The organism is Thermococcus sp. (assembly GCF_015521605.1).
Classification (GTDB): domain Archaea; phylum Methanobacteriota_B; class Thermococci; order Thermococcales; family Thermococcaceae; genus Thermococcus.
This window is the reverse complement of the sequence record NZ_WANV01000036.1, coordinates 72949-89783: the sequence shown is the minus strand read 5'-3', so window position 1 is coordinate 89783 and position 16835 is coordinate 72949. Positions and strand designations below refer to the sequence as shown.

General features: G+C 55.1%; 18 protein-coding genes, 1 tRNA gene and 1 pseudogene. 12 read left to right on the top strand and 8 right to left on the bottom strand.

The genetic code is table 11. The annotated features are described in order from the left end of the window. Positions 1-32 precede the first annotated feature (32 nt). The 3 genes from F7C11_RS09070 (at position 33) to F7C11_RS09060 (ending at position 2457) form a co-directional block, all read left to right on the top strand. Positions 33-1310, top strand: a complete 1278-nt coding sequence (locus F7C11_RS09070) for a tRNA (N(6)-L-threonylcarbamoyladenosine(37)-C(2))-methylthiotransferase (RefSeq protein WP_297092862.1) — start codon at positions 33-35, stop codon at positions 1308-1310. Between the two features lie 169 nt (positions 1311-1479). Then, entirely contained in the window at positions 1480-1866 is a 387-nt protein-coding gene (locus F7C11_RS09065; protein WP_297092861.1) for a hypothetical protein, read from the top strand. Between the two features lie 18 nt (positions 1867-1884). Then, entirely contained in the window at positions 1885-2457 is a 573-nt protein-coding gene (locus F7C11_RS09060; RefSeq protein WP_297092860.1) for a signal peptidase I, read from the top strand. On the opposite strand, the gene F7C11_RS09055 is transcribed toward F7C11_RS09060, so the two are convergent. Continuing rightward, complete coding sequence (locus F7C11_RS09055; protein ID WP_297092859.1) at positions 2454-2810, bottom strand: cupin domain-containing protein; 357 nt, start codon at positions 2808-2810, stop codon at positions 2454-2456. The two genes, F7C11_RS09060 and F7C11_RS09055, sit on opposite strands and share 4 nt — an antisense overlap. 128 nt (positions 2811-2938) lie before the next feature. Between F7C11_RS09055 and F7C11_RS09050 the strand changes: the two genes are divergently transcribed. From F7C11_RS09050 to F7C11_RS09040, 3 genes are all read left to right on the top strand, one after another. Beyond that, complete coding sequence (locus F7C11_RS09050; RefSeq protein WP_297092858.1) at positions 2939-4591, top strand: metallophosphoesterase; 1653 nt, start codon at positions 2939-2941, stop codon at positions 4589-4591. A 106-nt stretch (positions 4592-4697) separates the two neighbouring features. Beyond that, the gene (locus tag F7C11_RS09045) at positions 4698-5915 is read left to right on the top strand and encodes an inorganic phosphate transporter (RefSeq protein ID WP_297092952.1); all 1218 of its coding nucleotides are present in this window, start codon (positions 4698-4700) and stop codon (positions 5913-5915) included. A gap of 4 nt (positions 5916-5919) precedes the next feature. Next, a complete protein-coding gene (locus tag F7C11_RS09040) occupies positions 5920-6594 on the top strand; it encodes a TIGR00153 family protein (RefSeq protein WP_297092857.1) in 675 nt (224 codons plus the stop codon). A gap of 53 nt (positions 6595-6647) precedes the next feature. Here the strand turns inward: F7C11_RS09040 and F7C11_RS09035 are convergent, their stop codons facing one another. Continuing rightward, on the bottom strand, positions 6648-6875 hold the full coding sequence (locus F7C11_RS09035) for an Lrp/AsnC family transcriptional regulator (protein ID WP_012572508.1): 228 nt from the start codon (positions 6873-6875) through the stop codon (positions 6648-6650). Between the two features lie 52 nt (positions 6876-6927). Between F7C11_RS09035 and F7C11_RS09030 the strand changes: the two genes are divergently transcribed. Further along, positions 6928-7575 carry a serine/threonine protein kinase gene (locus F7C11_RS09030; protein WP_297092856.1) on the top strand — a complete coding sequence of 216 codons (648 nt, stop codon included), beginning with the start codon at positions 6928-6930 and terminating at the stop codon, positions 7573-7575. On the opposite strand, the gene F7C11_RS09025 is transcribed toward F7C11_RS09030, so the two are convergent. Beyond that, positions 7543-7869, bottom strand: coding sequence for a hypothetical protein (locus F7C11_RS09025; protein WP_297092855.1), 327 nt, complete (start codon positions 7867-7869; stop codon positions 7543-7545). The two genes, F7C11_RS09030 and F7C11_RS09025, sit on opposite strands and share 33 nt — an antisense overlap. Positions 7870-7937: 68 nt before the next feature. On the opposite strand from F7C11_RS09025, the gene F7C11_RS09020 reads away from it, so the two are divergent. After that, positions 7938-9818, top strand: a complete 1881-nt coding sequence (locus F7C11_RS09020) for a S9 family peptidase (protein ID WP_297092854.1) — start codon at positions 7938-7940, stop codon at positions 9816-9818. Here F7C11_RS09020 and F7C11_RS09015 read toward each other — a convergent pair. From F7C11_RS09015 to F7C11_RS09005, 3 genes are read right to left on the bottom strand one after another with little or no spacing between them, the layout of a single operon-like run. Then, on the bottom strand, positions 9815-10669 hold the full coding sequence (locus tag F7C11_RS09015) for a methyltransferase domain-containing protein (protein WP_297092951.1): 855 nt from the start codon (positions 10667-10669) through the stop codon (positions 9815-9817). The two genes, F7C11_RS09020 and F7C11_RS09015, sit on opposite strands and share 4 nt — an antisense overlap. Positions 10670-10709: 40 nt before the next feature. Continuing rightward, positions 10710-11645, bottom strand: coding sequence for a dipeptidase (locus F7C11_RS09010; RefSeq protein ID WP_297092853.1), 936 nt, complete (start codon positions 11643-11645; stop codon positions 10710-10712). Between the two features lie 6 nt (positions 11646-11651). Beyond that, entirely contained in the window at positions 11652-12731 is a 1080-nt protein-coding gene (locus F7C11_RS09005) for a hypothetical protein (RefSeq protein ID WP_297092852.1), read from the bottom strand. 63 nt (positions 12732-12794) lie between these two features. Here F7C11_RS09005 and F7C11_RS09000 point away from each other — a divergent pair, with 63 nt between their 5' ends. The 3 genes from F7C11_RS09000 (at position 12795) to F7C11_RS08990 (ending at position 15389) form a co-directional block, all read left to right on the top strand. Then, positions 12795-13346 carry a DUF531 domain-containing protein gene (locus tag F7C11_RS09000; RefSeq protein ID WP_297092851.1) on the top strand — a complete coding sequence of 184 codons (552 nt, stop codon included), beginning with the start codon at positions 12795-12797 and terminating at the stop codon, positions 13344-13346. Further along, positions 13319-13795 carry a signal peptidase I gene (locus F7C11_RS08995; RefSeq protein ID WP_297092850.1) on the top strand — a complete coding sequence of 159 codons (477 nt, stop codon included), beginning with the start codon at positions 13319-13321 and terminating at the stop codon, positions 13793-13795. Before F7C11_RS09000 ends, F7C11_RS08995 begins: the two co-directional genes overlap by 28 nt. A gap of 844 nt (positions 13796-14639) precedes the next feature. Continuing rightward, entirely contained in the window at positions 14640-15389 is a 750-nt protein-coding gene (locus tag F7C11_RS08990) for a biotin/lipoate A/B protein ligase family protein (RefSeq protein WP_297092849.1), read from the top strand. On the opposite strand, the gene F7C11_RS08985 is transcribed toward F7C11_RS08990, so the two are convergent. Then, positions 15390-16028, bottom strand: coding sequence for a hypothetical protein (locus F7C11_RS08985; protein ID WP_297092848.1), 639 nt, complete (start codon positions 16026-16028; stop codon positions 15390-15392). A gap of 141 nt (positions 16029-16169) precedes the next feature. On the opposite strand from F7C11_RS08985, the gene F7C11_RS08980 reads away from it, so the two are divergent. Next, a tRNA-His gene (locus F7C11_RS08980) sits at positions 16170-16246 on the top strand. Between the two features lie 477 nt (positions 16247-16723). Here the strand turns inward: F7C11_RS08980 and F7C11_RS08975 are convergent. Then, positions 16724-16828: pseudogene (locus F7C11_RS08975) on the bottom strand (EVE domain-containing protein); the annotation flags it as partial. Between the last annotated feature and the right edge of the window lie 7 nt (positions 16829-16835).

The window sequence follows — 16835 nt, the reverse complement described above, 5'->3', positions numbered from 1 at the left end:
CCTTTTTAAACCCCTGCCCTTAGCCCGCTCCGATGGTAAGGGTTCACGTCGAGACCTACGGCTGCACGAGGAACAGGGCCGATGCGGAGATGATGGAGGCCCTTCTGGTTAGTGCTGGCTACGGGTTAGTGGAGACCCCGGAAAGCGCCGATTACGTCGTGGTGAACACCTGTGCAGTCAAGGACCCGACGGAGAAGCACATGAAGGAGCGCATAAAGGAACTCCTTGATTCCGGTAAAAGGGTCATCGTTACCGGCTGTCTTCCCCACGTTAACCCCGACGTCATAGACCCCCGCGTCTCTGGGATACTCGGTGTCAAGAGCATCGACAGAATAGCCGAGGCTGTAAGCGTGGCGGAGCGCGGTGGGAAGCTGGTGAGCGTCGAAGGCTGGCGTGAGAGGAGCATAGACAAGCTCGAACTCCCCCGCCTCTGGAAAAACGGGGTTGCCTTTGTCGTGCCCATAAGCGAGGGCTGCCTCAACGGGTGCACCTACTGCGCGACCCGCTTCGCCCGCGGGGTTCTCAAGAGCTACAAACCTGAGCTCGTCGTCAAGTGGGTTAAGGAGGCCCTGGCCAGAGGGTACAAGGAAATCCAGCTGTCGAGCGAGGACACCGGCTGCTACGGCTTCGACATCGGGACGAACCTGGCCAAGCTCCTCGACGAGATAACCGCCATTGGGGGCGACTTCAGGATAAGGGTCGGCATGATGAACCCCAACCACGCGATAAAGATACTCGATGAGCTCGTTGACGTCTATCTTGACGGGAAGGTCTATAAGTTCCTCCACCTGCCTGTCCAGAGCGGTGACGATGATGTTCTCAGGAGAATGGGAAGAACGTACACTGTGGAAGAGTTCGAGGAGATAGTTCGAACATTTCGTAAGAAAGTTCGTGACTTGAACCTCAATACAGACATCATAGTGGGCTTTCCGGGAGAGAGCGAAGAGGCCTTCGAGAACACCGTTGAGCTCGTGAAGAGGGTAAGGCCGGACAAGATAAACGTTTCCCGCTATTCACCGAGACCCGGTACGGTGGCGGCCAAGTGGAAGCAGCTCCCCGGCTGGAAGGTTAAGGAACGCTCAAGGGCCCTCCACAGACTCAGGCTCCAGATAGCCCACGAAATAAACCGCTCCTACGTTGGCAGGACGGTGGAAGTTCTCGTCCATGGGGCCGGAGAGAAGGGCGGCGTTGAGGCCCGGACTTTCAACTACAAGGACATAATCCTCGATTCCGGTGAGCCCGGAGAATTCCTACGGGTTAGGGTTCAATGGGCCGGTTCGACGTACCTTAAGGGCACTCCCCTTCACTGAGGCACGCCTTTGGGGAGTATCCAAGATGTCTTGAGGGATTCTCAATAATTTTCAGGTTCTTTTGTAGAACTTACAATTTCAAAAGGTGAACCTGCATGGTTTGCTTTAGAAAACTATTTATACCCCTAAGGGGGAGAAACTATGAGGCTTTATACAGGGGTGGGTCAAAATGAGGAGGAACAATAAGAAGAGGTTAATTCCGCTTGCCATAGCCCTTGCACTTTCCCTCATCAGTGCCGCGCTCGCTGTTCCTGCCATTACCCTGAACGTTCAGGAACTTGGACAGGGAAGCACGGTTATAACGAGCAGCGTTACAAATGCGGACGTCTCGTGGACGCTTGACTCCACGAACCCGGACTACGTTACCGGTGCCACGGTTACGGTCACCACTGATCCTGGGGCTGGAACGATCTATCTGAAGCTCTACAGTGGAACGACTTTAGTGGCCGTTGCCCAGGCGAGTCTGAACGGGTCCGGTACTTATACGCTGACGTTTGCCTCACCGGTGGCCTTGAGCAGTTTTGACACTGTCTATGTGGTCTACCAGGGTGGCTGAAAGTAGAGGAGGCCCTGAATGAATGCCAAGCGCTTTGACTTTCTCTCCATTTTGACGTATTCTATTCTTGTCTTTGTGCTGGGAATCGTTGCTCTGCACTTTATCTTCGGCTTCCAGTATGTCGTTATCCTAACGGACTCCATGAAACCCAATATAAATCCAGACGACATGGTGATTACCCGGCCTGTCTCCCCTGAAGATGTGCATGTTGGTGACGTGATTCTCTATCGTATTGAAATTGGAAATGCAACGTACCGGATAACCCATCGGGTGGTAGACATAAAGACAGACCCGGATGGTAACATTTACTACGTGACTAAAGGTGATAACAGAGAGTATGCTGACCCTTGGAGGGTTTATCCCAGTCAGGTTGTGGGTAGGGTAGTACTCGTTATTCCCCGGGCAGGGGTCATCTGGTACTATACCCCTATCATAATCTTCGGCCTGCTGCTAATAGTGGTGGCCACTCTCGCGTATGATATAGCATGGTCGCTTTTGGAAGAAGAACCGATACGTCCTAAGTCCAGAAAAGCAGACCTGATTGCACTGAGAAGAAAGAAAATAAAGGTTTACCACTATCGGCGTCGTTAAGCCCACTCGTCCTCGGGGATTGCCTCTTTCTTGGCCGGGATTATGCAGAGGAACTCGAATGTCTCGCTCAGAGCCCTGTAGCCGTGCGGCTCGTTGGGCGGGACGTAGAGGAAGTCACCGGCCTTGACGTGGGCCTCCTTGCCGCCGCCGGTTATTATCCCCTCTCCCTTCACGATGAATATCTCGTGCTCCCAGTCGTGGTGGTGGAGCGGTATTTCAGCACCCTTTCTGAGGACGAAGTAGCGCATTGCGTAGTTCTTTGCTCCGAGCTTCGGAGAAACGAGCCACCTTATGGTTACCCCATCAAAACCGGTGTCCTTCTCGGGGACGTCCTTATAGTGTCCTACGAACATGGTATCACCCGGGAGAGATTTTTAGACATTATTATTTAAACCTGCCGAGCTGAAAGCCGGTGATGGCATGCCCAGAAGTCCAAAAGGACTTTAAGCGCGAGGTTTAAACTTTTAGGCGGTGAAAGGTTATGAGGAAGATTGTTTCTGCATTCCTGCTGGTCTTAATAGTCCTGGCGGCTGGGTGCATAGGTTCAACGGGACAGACCACGTCCACACAGACCACTGAGAAGGGCACTGCATCAACGACCCCCGCGTCCCCCTCGGAATCAGGGGGCATTGACTTCACGGCCTACGAAAAGGGCCAGGTTCTCTCCAGATGGTACGACATAGTGGACACGTCGAAGGTCTACGTCAGTGAAGGGTACGAAGACCTTGCAAAGCACTACTTCCCAAACGCTGAAATCCTGCCGGCGAGCCAGTACAACGGTGGAATAGCAATACTTTCCCCCAAGGACGCCCGTCCGGTTCTCAGGGGGAAGCCGATACTGATAACGGTCAACGACTACTTTGGCTACATCGTCTACAAGCTCGGCATCAAGTTTGTCGGAGGAGACAAGGGCATCTTTGCGGCCTTTAACAGTGACGGAAAGCCCTACATCGTATTTACCGGGACGAGCAAAGCTGGAGCTGGAGCCGCCTTGGAATACGCCATGGAGCTTAAGTCGGGTAAGAGCATCAACACCAACGATGTGCTGAGGAGTGGTCAGTTTGAGGGAATCCTCCTCAAGGTCATTGGGGACAACAACTGGAACGGAGTTCCAGATGAGGGTGAACACTGGTATCTGACCTCATTTAAGACGATGGAGCCCTTCATATACTACTGGCGCGTCGTTGATGGGGAGAACGTCACCGTGAAGGGCGGCTTTATCCGGCTCGTCAACGGCTCGACGATATACATCCATGCCCTCGGCTTCAACGTCAGCGTGGAAATAAAGAACCCCAACGGAGCGGAGCTCACCTACGTGATAGAGAACACCAACCCCGGCGTACTCAACATCCCGGCCGGAGCTGAGACCGGTGACACGTGGGTCAGGTTCAGCACCTCGGAGAGCTCTTTCAGGATAGAGGCGGGGAAGCTGGCCAACTACACAGTCCTTGCATTCGGCGACCACAGGTCAGATGGTGGAAAGGAGGTTCCCCCGGCGTTCCTCAAGGTGAGGGATGCCATGAACGCTGACGACGGAGTCTTCATAATAGACGGCGGAGACTTGGTCTATTCGGGCAAGGTTGACGAATGGGGCGAGCTGATGAAGGAATGGAAGTGGAACAAACCGGTCTTCATAGCCGTCGGAAACCACGAGTACCGCGGGGAGGGAATAAACGTCTACCACATGCTCTTCGGCCCGACGGACTACTCCTTCGTCCTCGGAGATTACTACTACATCTTCATGAACAACATAGACCACGACTACGGGCTGAGCGACGAGCAGTGGGGCTGGCTCCAGGACGAGCTTGAAAGGGCTAAGGCCCTTGGCAAGAAGCCCGTCATCGTTATGCACGCTCCACCCGTTGATCCGAGGCCCAGCGGAAACCACGGCATGAACTACATGGACGGGAAGAAGCTCCTCCAGCTCATGAAGACCTACAACGCCTTTGGTGTCTTCAGCCACATTCACATGTTCTGGGACGGCACCATTGAGGGCGTCAGATACATAGTCACCGGCGGCGGTGGGGCGCCGCTCTACGCCAAGCCCGACGAGGGGGGCTTCTATCACTACGCCAGACTCGACATGCTTTCCAACGGCACAATAACGGCTGAGCCCGTGAAGGTGGAGACTTGACCCCGCTCTTCTATTTATTCTATTTATTGCTATATAGAGACTCGCACACGACTATATTCTACTGCGGCAAGATATTTATATGGTGTCGCTTAGCCCCTCCTCGGTGATGCAGGTGGAGCCGTGGTTGCTGGTAACGATCATCCTGGGCTTTTCAATGGCCTGGGCAATAGGTGCGAACGATGCGGCAAATTCCATGAGCACCGCGGTGGGTGCGAAGGCCATAACCCCCAGGCAGGCCGTCATAATAGCCGGAATCCTTGAGTTCACTGGAGCGTACTTCTTCGGAAAGAGCGTTACCGAGACGATAAGGAAGGGCATCCTTGACCCGACCATGATAACCGACCCGAACGTTCTCATCTACGGTTCCGTGGCTGCTCTCATGGCCGCGACGATATGGCTCATCATCGCGACGAAGTTTGGTCTGCCCGTCTCGACCACCCACTCGATCATAGGAGGTATAGCGGGCTATGGAATAGTCTACGCCGGAACGGCCATAGTCAACTGGGGCAAGATGACGCAGGTTGTCCTCAGCTGGATACTTTCCCCGATAGTCGGCGCCATAATGGCTTACTTCATATTTAAGGCCCTGACCAAGAGCATCTTCGAGAGAAAAGACCCCGTGAGGAGCGCCCGCATCTGGTCCCCCTTCTGGATTGGACTGGCCTTCGTGGTCATAGGAACCATGTTCTACATCAAGGTTCTCCACGGGAAGGATCTCAGGACGGGTGTTTTTATGTACGGCATTCCCCTCGGTATAATCGTGTTCGCTGTAACGTACCTTCTCATAAAGCTCCGCTTCCCGAGCAGCGACCCATTCATCGGCGTTGAAGCCATATTCAAGAAGGTTCAGGTCATCACCTCGGGCTATGTCGCCCTTGCACACGGCGCAAACGACGTCGCCAACGCGATAGGTCCGGTCGCGGCAGTGTACGCTGTGGCAACGATGGGGCTGAGCGGCATGCAGGTTCCCGTCCCCAAGTGGATCCTTGCCCTCGGAGGTCTGGGAATAGCGGTCGGTGTCGCAACGTATGGATACAAGGTAATGGAGACCGTCGGGAAGAGGATAACCGAGCTGACCAATACGAGAGGCTTCACCATTGACTTCTCGGCGGCAACGGTTGTTCTGGTCGCCAGCTGGATGGGCCTGCCGATTTCGACGACCCACACCGTGGTCGGAGCGGTCATAGGAATAGGCCTCGCAAGGGGAGTAAAGGCAATAAACAAGAACATCGTTAGGGACATAATAATCTCCTGGTTCGTTACCGTTCCGATCGCAGGTCTGATAAGCGCGGCCATATTCAAGTTCCTTATGATGGTGGGGTGATAGCATGCAGGTCTGGACAAAACTCTTCGCGAAGAGCCCGTTCAAGCCCCTCATAAAGCACGCTGATGTCGTGCTGAACACCGTTGAGACCCTCGAAAAGGCGCTCCAGCACTGGTACGAGGGGGACTACGAGGGGATGAGAAAGATAGCCATCGAGGTCGATCGCCTTGAGGACGTTGCCGACAGGATAAAAGAGGAAATCCGTGACTCCCTCAGCTCGAAGCTCATGATGGCGGTCGCGAGGGAGGACGTCCTAATCTACCTCCACATGCAGGACAAGGTCGCGGATGCTGCGGAGGACACAGCTAAGTGGCTGCTCATCAAGGAGCCCGGTGATCTTCCTGTGGAGGTCAAGGAGGTAATCCTCCAGATGGGCATGGAGAGCATCAAGGCTGCAAAGCTAGTCCACGAGGCCATAGTTCAGATGGACCGCGTCATAGAGAGCGGCTTCACCGAGGGGGAAATAGAGAGGGAGTACGAGATAATCAGGCAGATAGAGAGCGTCGAGAACAAGATAGACGGCCTCGACACGAAGCTCATGCAGCTCGTCTTCGAGAACGCCGACTCACTGAGCTGGGGCGACGGCTTCTACATCCTCAACATCGCCAGAACCCTCAGCAACATCTCGGACAAGGCGAAAGATGCGGCCGAGAGGATAAGGCTCATGATGAACAAGTGAGCCTCTGCTCCTCTATCTTTTTGGAAGAATTGCAAGAGGGAAGAACGAGAGGGTCAGATGGCTATCATCGTCGAGGTCATCTGTATCTCGGACATCTTCCTTATCTTCTCCGTGATGAACTGGTCAAGGTCCTTGAGCGTGTCCGTCTCGACCTTAACAACGAGGTCGTATTCGCCATATACCACGTAAGCCTCCTTAACCTCCGGCATGGCCAGAAGCTTTTCCATAACTTCCCTTTCCTTTCCAGCGGCCGTCACCATCAAAATAAAAGCCGTCACCATGGCTACCACCAAAAGTATTTTATCGGCGGGGTATTTAAGCTTATCGAGGAGTATGTTCGACCACCTGATAAGCAAAGCTCAATTAGGGCGGTTTTACTCTCACCTGAGGGGGCTTGGATTTGAGGAAATCCGCCCCTACGCCAAGGGAACCACGAGCCTCATCTTTGGCGCCCGGTTAGATGAAAAAAACGTCATTATTAAGCTCCAAAGGCCCGACTCGCCGAGGCAGAACTTCGCGAGGGAGGCGAAAATCGTCAGGACGATAGAGCCCTTTGGGATAACTCCTCCGCTCGTGGCCTACGGCGTCTTTGAGGGACTGGAGTATCTCATCCGGGGGTTTGCGGAGGGGGAGATAATATTCCACGCCGACCTCGAAAAACGCCATCTCTTTGAGATAGTTGAAAAAACCGCCCTTCTCGACAGGCTCGGCCTCGACCACGGTCAGATACAGGGCGGCAAGCACATAATAGTTGGCGAGAGCGTTTACCTCATAGACTTCGAAAAGGCCAACTGGAGGAAGCCGAAGAACCTGACCTCGGCAATGGCGATGATCTTCCTCAGCGATAACTACATCTCGCGTCGGGTGAGGGCGAAGTTCGGTATCGATGAAGAATTTTTGGACGAAATGAGGGAGGGGGTCAGGGCCTACAAGAGAACAGGGAGACTTTCAGGCCTTCTGCGTCTCCTTTCTCGCCTTTAGCCTGTCGGCATAGATCGCCAGCAGGGGTATCGCGACTGCCATCGCTATGAGGCCCATCCTGGGGTCCCAGAGGTAGTTGAAGACCAGTATAATCACGACCGCTATGGCTATCATGAGGAACAGATCCCTGTCGTAGAGCCTTGACTTGGCGAGTACGTTCTGCTCCCTCGAAATGTAGGCCAGGTAGAGGGGTATTCCAACGGCGGCCATCGCCACGCCCACGTAGGTCTTGAAAATGAGCGAGACCAGTATTCCAGCCACCAGTATTATTCCAACGGCGTGCTCTTCCTTCATTCTCTCACCTGGACGGGTAGTTATGCTTATATACTTTTAAGGCTCTCTACTAAGTAGGTGATAGCGTTATGAGCGGTATCGAATGGGATGAGAAGACCTTTTCTAAGTTCGCCTACTTGGGCGACCCGGGGATAAGGGAGAGTCTCGTCGCCTACACCCTCACGAAGGCCAGCCTGAAGGAGAACAAGTACGAGAGCACGGTCGTCGTTGAGGATCTGGAGACCGGAGCGAGGCGCTTCATCGAGAACGCCTCAATGCCGAGGCTCTCACCCGACGGCAAAAAGCTCGCCTTCACCCGCTTTAACGAGGAGAAGAAGGAGAGCGAGATATGGGTGGCCGATGTCCAGACCCTGAGCTCCAAGAGGGTTCTGTCCGCCAAGAACGTCCGCTCGATTCAGTGGAACGACGACTCCCGCCGTTTGCTCGTTGTCGGCTTCAAGAGGCGCGACGACGAGGACTTTGTCTTCGACGACGATGTCCCGGTCTGGTTCGACAGCATGGGCTTTTTCGACGGCGAGAAAACCACCTTCTGGGTTCTCGACACGGAGAGCGAGGAGGTCATAGAGCGGTTCGAGAAGCCGAGGTTTTCCAGCGGGATATGGCACGGTAACTCCATCGTCGTGAACGTCCCCCACCGCGAGGGTTCAAAGCCGGCCCTCTTCAAGTTCTGGGACATATACCTCTGGAATGACGGCGAGGAAGAGAAGCTCTTCGAGCGCGTCTCCTTTGTGGCCGTCGATTCCGACGGAAAAAGCCTTCTCCTCCACGGGAAGAGGGAGAAGAAGTACCTCAGCGAGCACGAGTGGCTCTACCTCTGGGACGGGGAGCTTAAGGCGGTCTACGAGGGACCGCTGGACGTCTACTCGGCCAAGCTCGACAATGGGAAGGTCTACTTCCTAACTCCTGATGCAGGCAGGGTGAACCTCTGGCTCTGGGACGGAGAGACAGAGAGGGTCGTTGCCGGCGACCACTGGGTGTACGGCTTTGACGTGGACAGCGGCAGGGCCGTCCTCCTCATAGCCACCGCCACGAGAATAGCGGAGCTCTACCTCTACGACGGCGAGCTGAGGCAGCTCACCGACTACAACGGCCCGATATTCGAAAGGCTGAAGACCTTCGAGCCGAGGCACTTCAGGTTCAGGAGCATTGACCTGGAGATAGACGGCTGGTACTTAAAGCCGGAACTCAAGGAAGGCGAGAAGGCTCCGGTGATAGTCTTCGTCCACGGCGGGCCGAAGGGGATGTACGGCCACCGCTTCGTCTACGAGATGCAGTTAATGGCGAGCAAAGGCTACTACGTCGTCTTCGTCAATCCGAGGGGGAGCAACGGCTATGACGAGGATTTTGCCCTGAGGGTCCTTGAGCGGACAGGTTTGGAAGACTTCCAGGACATCATGAACGGCATCGAGGAGTTCTTCAGGCTCGAACCGCAAGCGGATAAGGAGCGCGTTGGCATAACCGGCATAAGCTACGGTGGCTTCATGACCAACTGGGCCTTAACGCAGAGCGACCTCTTCAAGGCCGGCATCAGCGAGAACGGCATAAGCTACTGGCTCACCAGCTACGCTTTCTCCGACATCGGTCTCTGGTACGACGTGGAAGTGATAGGCCCGAACCCGCTGGAGAACGAGAACTACCGGAAGCTAAGCCCGCTGTTCTACGCAGATAGGGTTAAAGCCCCGATCCTGCTGATCCACTCGCTTGAGGACTACCGCTGCCCGCTCGACCAGAGCCTGATGTTCTACAACGTGCTCAGGGACATGGGCAAGGAGGCGTACATAGCGGTGTTCAAGCGCGGCGCCCACGGCCACAGCATCCGCGGAAGCCCAAAGCACCGCTCAAAGCGCTACAGGCTCTTCATCGAGTTCTTCGAGAGGAAGCTGAAGAGGTACGAGGAAGGCTTCGAGGTGGAGAAGATTCTGAAGGGAGAGGGAAAGGAGGATAATTAGTCTCTCCCCTTTCTTTCCGGTTTCCTCGCCACAACACCGAGCGCTTCCTCGACGCGCCTGACCCCGACGAAGCCGGCCTTCCTCAGTCTTTCCATGACGCCTCTCTGGAGGTCTTTCCTCCGGTACTTTTTCCCGGGGTTGCCGACGTAGTGGAAGAGCCTCCCGCCTGGCTTCAGGACGCGGTACAGCTCGCGGTAGAACTCCTCGGAGTAGAGGTGACCCGCGAGAGAAAAGCGCGGCGGGTCGTGGATCACGACGTCGAAGCTCTCATCGTTGAACCTCTTTACGACCTCGAAGGCATCGCCCTGTATCACCTGAATCCTGCCGCCCGTGAAGAGTTCCCTGCTCCAGGGATTTATCCTGGCGAGCTCAAGCACGTGCGGGTCTTTCTCGACGGTTATGACGTACGCCCCTCTCCTGGCTGACTCTATGGCCGTGTATCCCAGCCCCATGCAGGTATCCAGAACCGTCTCCCCCTCCCTCGGTTTAACCGCGTTCACCTTGTTCCTCGTGTCCTGGAGGGGGTTCACGTCCTTCGTGCGGTGCATCCTTATTCCATTTATCTCTATCGTGGGTGGGATCGTTGGAACGAGCTTGTAGAAGTGCTCTCCGGCTATGGCGGCCTTGTAAACGCCGTTTCTGATAAAGTAAACGCTCCCCTCATCCCTCGCGATCCTCTCCATTACCTCCAGCCCAACCCTCGTGCCGTCCGGAAATATGAACTCCTCCCCCTCAACTGTCACGAGCCACGACCGGCTGGTTTTCCGCAGGTCGAGGTTGACCCTCGCTCCCCCCTTCGTGAGGAGTAACCTCCTTGCCTCCCTCGCGGTCAGAAAATAGAGTTCCTCCATAACTCCCACCGTGCCGTGCTGGGGGGCGGGGAATAAAAACCTAACCCACCACCCTCTCAAAAACGCGCTCGAAGTTCTTGAATGTTATCGCCTCGACCTCTTTTTCGCTGAAGTTCTCCCCCAGCTTTTCAAGGAGGTGGGGTATTCTCGACTCGTCCTCGAAGCCATCGACGCTCTTCCCGCTCCAGCCTGGGAGGTAGTACACGAAATCAAAGCCGAGGCCGACGTGCTTGTAACCGGCTAAATCAACCATATACGCTATGTGCTCCACGTACCTTTCCAGCGTCGCGTGCTCCCTGTGGATGAAGCTCGGAATCGCCACCGCCCCGATGACACCATCGCGCTCCGCTATGGCCTTTATCTGTTCGTCGGTCAGGTTTCTCCTGTGATCGCACAGTTCCCTGGCGTTGGAGTGCGACGCTATAACAGGAAACGCGGTGACATCAAGGACATCCCAGAAGCCGGCCTCGTTGATGTGGCTCAGGTCAACCAGTATCCCGAGCTCCTCGGCCTTCCCGACTACCTCCCTGCCGAAGTTGCTCAGGCCGCCGCCGGTTCTCTCAAAGACGCCGTCACCTATCGCGTTGCGCAGACTCCAGGTGAGGGTCAGAACCCTCAGTCCGAGGCGGTGGAAGACCTCAAGGAGGTGGATGCTCTCCCCTATCGGTTCACCCCCCTCAAGGCCGAGCCACAGGGCGACTCTCCCCTCTTCAATGGCCTTTTTCATTCCCTCCACCGTCGTCACCAGTTCGAAGCGTTCGCTCTCCTCGATGTCCCTTCTGAGGGCGTTGAGGACCTCCAGGCCGTAAACGGTTGCGTTGCTCCTTCTGTCGGGACGGGTCCAGATGGCCATGACGCGCGCCCCTATCCCAGGGGCAAAAAAGCGCTCGAAGTTGTCCTCCAGAACGTGAGTCTTTCCACTACCCCTCTCATCGTAGATGAACGTCGGGAGGTCTGAATGGGCGTCGAATATCATGGCCCCTCACTGGCTCTCCTCTATGGCGACTATCTCCGTCATCGCCTCGGTCTTTATTCTGGGGTCTGGGATGCTCTCGACGATTTCCCGGGCCTCCTCAAACTCCTTTCTCTTGGCCAGCTCAAGTGCGATGGCGCGGAGGGCGTCGCTCTTCTTGCGAACGTCCTTTATAGCCCTTGCGAACTCAAGCGCCCTCCTCAGGCTTCCGAGCTCGGTCAGGATCCGGGCTATCTTCTGCACGTTGGCCTCAGTGAAGTGCGGGTTCTCGCAGTGCTCGAAGGCCCTGTCAACGACCTCCAGGTACTCTATGTTGTTCACCCTCTTCATCCAGAGCGCCACTTCGAGCTCCCCTATGAGCCTCACGACCCCGGCGTACTTCTTCTCAATGAGCGCTAGGGCGTAGTGGTTCCTTCCCTCAAGGAGCGCCCGCCTTATCGATGGAAGACCGACATCGTAGACCGTCTGGGCCAGCTCTATTTTCTTCTCGACGATGGCCGCGCGCTGGTTGACGTGGAGCTTGTCAAATATGTCGAAGGCCATCCTGTAGAAGTCGAGGGCCTTACCCGAGGGCAGTGCGTCCCCGGCCTTCTCAAGAAGCTCGCCTATCCTTATTATGCCGTCGACCTTGAGGTTGTAGCCTACCTCGGCCCCGATTATCGTGTCGAAGGCTATGTTGAAAAGCTCAAGGGCGTTTTCGGGATAACCCGCGAGGGCCAGGTGGTATGCAAGCTCCGAGAGAACGACCCCCTTCTCGATGGGGCTCTTTATACTGTCCGTCACATCCAGGGCCCTGTTGAAGAAGTCCATGGCGTCCTCTTCATACTCCATTATCGCGAGGGAGGAAGCTATCGTTGAGTACGCCACCGCCTTGTTGGCCGGATCCTTGAGCTTCTTGGCTATGTATATGGCGTCCTCTATTATGCTGGGAATCCATTCCTGAGGTCCCCCGTGCTGGTATATGGCAACGGCTATGTCCGTGAGAACCTCTATCTGGTCGAGGGGGTCCTTCAGCTTGTGAACCTTGGACAGGGCCTCCTCGTAGTACCTTCTCTCAACTAACAGTTCTATCTCCTCTCGCGTCGTCATCCTAACTTTTTAGTTTGTTCTAAATCCTTATAAACCTTTGTTGGCCACTCTAAGTGAGGAAAGATGCTGACTCTGGCCCTTTACAACACGTACGACCCTAAGAAGCTCCATGAGGCCCACCTCAGGGCGATAGCCAGGGCTGGCCCGATAGCCTATGCCTACGGCTTCCATCTAGCACTGGTTGGCTTTCCCTTTGAAGGAAAGCCTCTCGACGTTGCCCGGGAGATAAGCTCTCACACCACGATAGGCGAGGGCGGCAGGTACCTCCTTGAGCTGGCCGAGAGAAGCCGCTTTCACCTCCTAGAGTTTCCCAGGAGGGGCTTTCCGCCGCAGTTCGGTGTCCCCGTTGCCACAACGAGAAAGCCGAGCGAAGAGAAGGAGATAACCCCCATCGAGCTTGCGGAGAGGGCTTTGAGGGGCGAGAGTTTCCTCCTCCTGGTCGGCCTTGGCAGGCACGGGCTCCCGAAGGAAATATTTAAGACCGCCCGCTACCATATGGACATCACTGGAAAGAGAGTGAGCCTTGAAACCTGCACCGCGATAGGTGCCATACCTGCGAGAATAAGCACCATCATGGAGGCGCTGAAATGGAGGACTCATGGAAGAAGGATTTAGCGTGGATACTGATAGCCCTGCTGGCCGTTTTCGCCCTCCAGGTGGGCCTTAAGGTGGCCCTTCATACGGACTCGCCCCTCGTGATAGTTGTCAGCGAGTCCATGGAGCCCGTGTTTTATCGGGGCGACGTCGTCCTGCTCAAGGGGATAAACGAGGAGAACATAGACGACGTCCACGTCGGTGACGTTATAGTCTACAAACGGCCCGGTTACGAATACCCAATAATCCACCGCGTCAGGGAGATAGAGACGGTCGAACTGGGTGGGAAGGTCGAGAAGTGCTTCGTGACTTGGGGAGATAACAACTGGGCTCCTGACCCCGACTTCCCAACGCCCTACGGCATGGTGCCCTGCGTGCCTGCCTACGCCGTCGAGGATAAGGCCCTGGTGGTCTTTCCCAAGATCGGCCTGATCCCGCTGATCATAAGGGAACACCTCGGTCTGGGATGATGTGAGGGTAGGTGTCCGAGGGCTCCGATGATGAGCTAATCGGCCCCTGACCCAACGAAAGACAAGGGGGCTCCGCCCCCTTATCTCTCTGTACTCTCAAACCCCCGTAGTGGGGCTTCGCCCCACGGAAAGAAACTTTGCCTGCGCAAAGTTTCATCAAAGTTTGTACGTGCTTTTCAAGTGCTTTATCTCCAGTGGCTTTCACACTCAAACTGACTTTTTTGGATGTGGTTTACTTTCCATAGCGCCCGAAGGGCGCGAAGGAGATAAACCCAGCAGATATCGGCTACTCTACCCAAGAAAGCCAACTACAAGCCTTCCCATTACAAAGCACGTACGAACTGCTCCAAGGCGATTGAATAAAGTCAGAATCATTTGGTCAAGCTTTGCGCAAGCAAAGGTTGCTGGGGGGCTACCGCCCCCACACCCCCAAGAACCTGCATAACAGATTCTTGATGAAAATCTGCTGCAAAGAGCTACAGACTTTTGGTGGAGCTTTTTTTAAAAGCTTCAGCGCCGCTTTCACTGTCGTTCAAGCGTCCTTACGGATGGTGGAAAGGGTGCGTGCTCCTCTAGGATTCCAAATTTTCGTGAGTTACTCACCGTTTGTTGTCCCTTGGTGTTTGCTCTCCTCAAGGCGTCCTTCTGATGCCAGAATAAAAAAGTGAAAAGTGCACGCTCCAGTTTTCGGGTCGGTTGAAAAGAGAAAGAGACTTTTGATCAAACTTGCGCTAGCAAAGTCCGCTCAGTGGTGACCGCTCTCCTCATCGTCGCCTCGGAAGGGCTTGGGCCTCATCATCGCTGGGCTTAAAAACGCTCACGACCTTTTAACTTTGGTGATGTCATGAGGTTTATTCCGCTCATAGTCGCCCGACCCGAGGTTCAGATGGCCATAGACGAGGCGATAATGCGCGCCAGAATAGAGGGAAAAGCTCCCGACACGGTCAGGCTCTACGCCTTCAGTCCGAGCTCGGTGACAATAGGCCGCTTCCAGAGCGTCGTCCACGACGTCAACCTTGGGGAAGCTAAGAGGCTTGGGGTTCCTGTCGTGAGGAGAATAACCGGCGGTGGCTCGGTGTTCCACGACGAGTTCGGAGAGATAACATACTCTGTGGTCGTCGGGGAGGACTACCACCCGATGCTCAGGAACGTCGAGACGAGCTACCGCTACCTCGCAGGGCCCCTCGTCGATGCCCTGAAGGAGCTCGGCCTTGATGCGGGCTTTTCCGGCCTCAACGACATCGTGGCCAACGGGAAGAAGATAAGCGGCTCCGCCCAGACGAGGAGGAAGGGGGTAATCCTCCAGCACGGCACCTTCATGTACTCCACCCGCGTTGAGATACTGGGGAAGGTTCTGAGGGTCTCCAAGGCAAAGCTGGCGGACAAGGGCGTGTCCTCGATATGGGAGCGCGTTACAACGCTGGAGCGCGAGGGAATAAAGCTCGGCCGCTGGGAGGCCTACGAGCTTCTCAAAAACAGCTTCTTCAACGCGTTCCCCATGGAGGAAGGGGAACTGACTGACTACGAGCTCGGGCTGGCGGAGAAGCTGATAGAGGAGAAATACGGAAACCCTGAGTGGAACGAGATGCGCTGATTAGGGAAGCCTCCAGTTTTCCCCCATCCTGAATTCCTCGGCGAGCTCGTAGAACAGTTCATCTTCGCCAAGCTCTTCTCTCAGTTTTTTGAAGTTCTCCTCAAGGCGCGGAAGCCTCCCTTTCGAGCGCCTGAGCATGTCATTGCCGACTTCCAGGGCAAAGCGCAGGTACTCGTCGCTGACGAGGACGTTGCCCTCCCTCCCGAGGGGGGCGGTGAGGTACTCGGTGGCGTTTATCTCGACGAGGTATCTTTTTGAGATTACCTTGAAGGTGGTGTACTTGAAGCCGCTCGCGAGACCGAGCTCGTGGAGCCTCCTAGCCCGCTCCAGGTCCTCTGCCACGACGTGGAATATCGGCGGCTGGCTCTTGAGGAATATGAGGCCGTCTCTGGCGTTTTTTAGGGCCATCTTTGCCTCCTCAAACTCTATCGGGCGGTGGACTTTTATGAGCCACCTTGAGAGGGGCTTCGCTCCGAGAGCGGGCTCCTCGATGATGCCAATCCTGCCGGAGCAGGAAGAGGTCGTATAGATGCCATCAATGGAGTTTATGAGAAGAAGGAGGTCCAGTATATCGGCGTCAACCTTCCCTTCCTTCATCGCCGTGAAGAGGCTGGTGAGCGCTTCGCGCTTTGCCTTCATCTCTAAACCTCCCATATCCTCCTGAGCGCCTAAATCTCGCTTCAGACCTCAGTTATGGTATGTAAAAGGTCTCAGCTCCCTCTTTCACGCCCTTCTGTCGAAAACTTTATAAAGCTAACCCAAAAGGTTTAGCTGGAAATGGCCAGGGTGGTGTAGCCTGGTTAGCACAGGGGACTGTGGATCCCCTAGCCCGGGTTCAAATCCCGGCCCTGGCCCCAGAAACGAAAGACAAGGGGGCTCCGCCCCCTTATCTCTCTGTACTCTCAAACCCCTGGAGTGGGGTTCCACCCCACAACCCCGCTTTTTCTCTAAAAACCTGGGAAACTACGTTTCCCCACCTTCCTTATTCCTTAGTCCTCCGGGGGGCTAACGCCCCCACACCCCCAAACTTGGCCTGCGTAAAGTTTCATCAAAGTTCGTACGTGCTTCTTGTAGTCTTACTCTCAGTGGCTTTCGCTCTCAAACCCGTTTTTGACAGGGGTTCACTTCAATAGCGCCCGAAGGGCGCGGAAGGGATGAACCCCTAAATATCGGCCATCAACCCAAGAAAGCCCTCTCAACTAACTCCCAGCGAGAGGCACGTACAAACTCCCTCATGGCAAATTTTAGCGTCGGAACATTTTGGCCAAGCTTTACACAAGCAAATTTGGATAACAACCATCAAAAAATTCGAGATTGTTATTCAAAATGAAAAGTCAAAGCAGCCCTTCAATCAGCTTGTAGTCTTCCTCTGGCAACTCTCTCATCGCTTTACCCATCAGGTGGCCGCTCCAGCGCTTTTTGTTGGTGATGAAGTTGAGATTATGG

Coding starts and splice junctions, on each gene's coding strand:
- F7C11_RS09070 (WP_297092862.1), top strand. CDS start 33: ATGGTAAGGGTTCACGTCGAGACCTACGGCTGCACGAGGAACAGGGCC.
- F7C11_RS09065 (WP_297092861.1), top strand. CDS start 1,480: ATGAGGAGGAACAATAAGAAGAGGTTAATTCCGCTTGCCATAGCCCTT.
- F7C11_RS09060 (WP_297092860.1), top strand. CDS start 1,885: ATGAATGCCAAGCGCTTTGACTTTCTCTCCATTTTGACGTATTCTATT.
- F7C11_RS09055 (WP_297092859.1), bottom strand. CDS start 2,810: ATGTTCGTAGGACACTATAAGGACGTCCCCGAGAAGGACACCGGTTTT.
- F7C11_RS09050 (WP_297092858.1), top strand. CDS start 2,939: ATGAGGAAGATTGTTTCTGCATTCCTGCTGGTCTTAATAGTCCTGGCG.
- F7C11_RS09045 (WP_297092952.1), top strand. CDS start 4,698: ATGCAGGTGGAGCCGTGGTTGCTGGTAACGATCATCCTGGGCTTTTCA.
- F7C11_RS09040 (WP_297092857.1), top strand. CDS start 5,920: ATGCAGGTCTGGACAAAACTCTTCGCGAAGAGCCCGTTCAAGCCCCTC.
- F7C11_RS09035 (WP_012572508.1), bottom strand. CDS start 6,875: ATGGTGACGGCTTTTATTTTGATGGTGACGGCCGCTGGAAAGGAAAGG.
- F7C11_RS09030 (WP_297092856.1), top strand. CDS start 6,928: ATGTTCGACCACCTGATAAGCAAAGCTCAATTAGGGCGGTTTTACTCT.
- F7C11_RS09025 (WP_297092855.1), bottom strand. CDS start 7,869: ATGAAGGAAGAGCACGCCGTTGGAATAATACTGGTGGCTGGAATACTG.
- F7C11_RS09020 (WP_297092854.1), top strand. CDS start 7,938: ATGAGCGGTATCGAATGGGATGAGAAGACCTTTTCTAAGTTCGCCTAC.
- F7C11_RS09015 (WP_297092951.1), bottom strand. CDS start 10,669: ATGGAGGAACTCTATTTTCTGACCGCGAGGGAGGCAAGGAGGTTACTC.
- F7C11_RS09010 (WP_297092853.1), bottom strand. CDS start 11,645: ATGATATTCGACGCCCATTCAGACCTCCCGACGTTCATCTACGATGAG.
- F7C11_RS09005 (WP_297092852.1), bottom strand. CDS start 12,731: ATGACGACGCGAGAGGAGATAGAACTGTTAGTTGAGAGAAGGTACTAC.
- F7C11_RS09000 (WP_297092851.1), top strand. CDS start 12,795: ATGCTGACTCTGGCCCTTTACAACACGTACGACCCTAAGAAGCTCCAT.
- F7C11_RS08995 (WP_297092850.1), top strand. CDS start 13,319: ATGGAGGACTCATGGAAGAAGGATTTAGCGTGGATACTGATAGCCCTG.
- F7C11_RS08990 (WP_297092849.1), top strand. CDS start 14,640: ATGAGGTTTATTCCGCTCATAGTCGCCCGACCCGAGGTTCAGATGGCC.
- F7C11_RS08985 (WP_297092848.1), bottom strand. CDS start 16,028: ATGAAGGCAAAGCGCGAAGCGCTCACCAGCCTCTTCACGGCGATGAAG.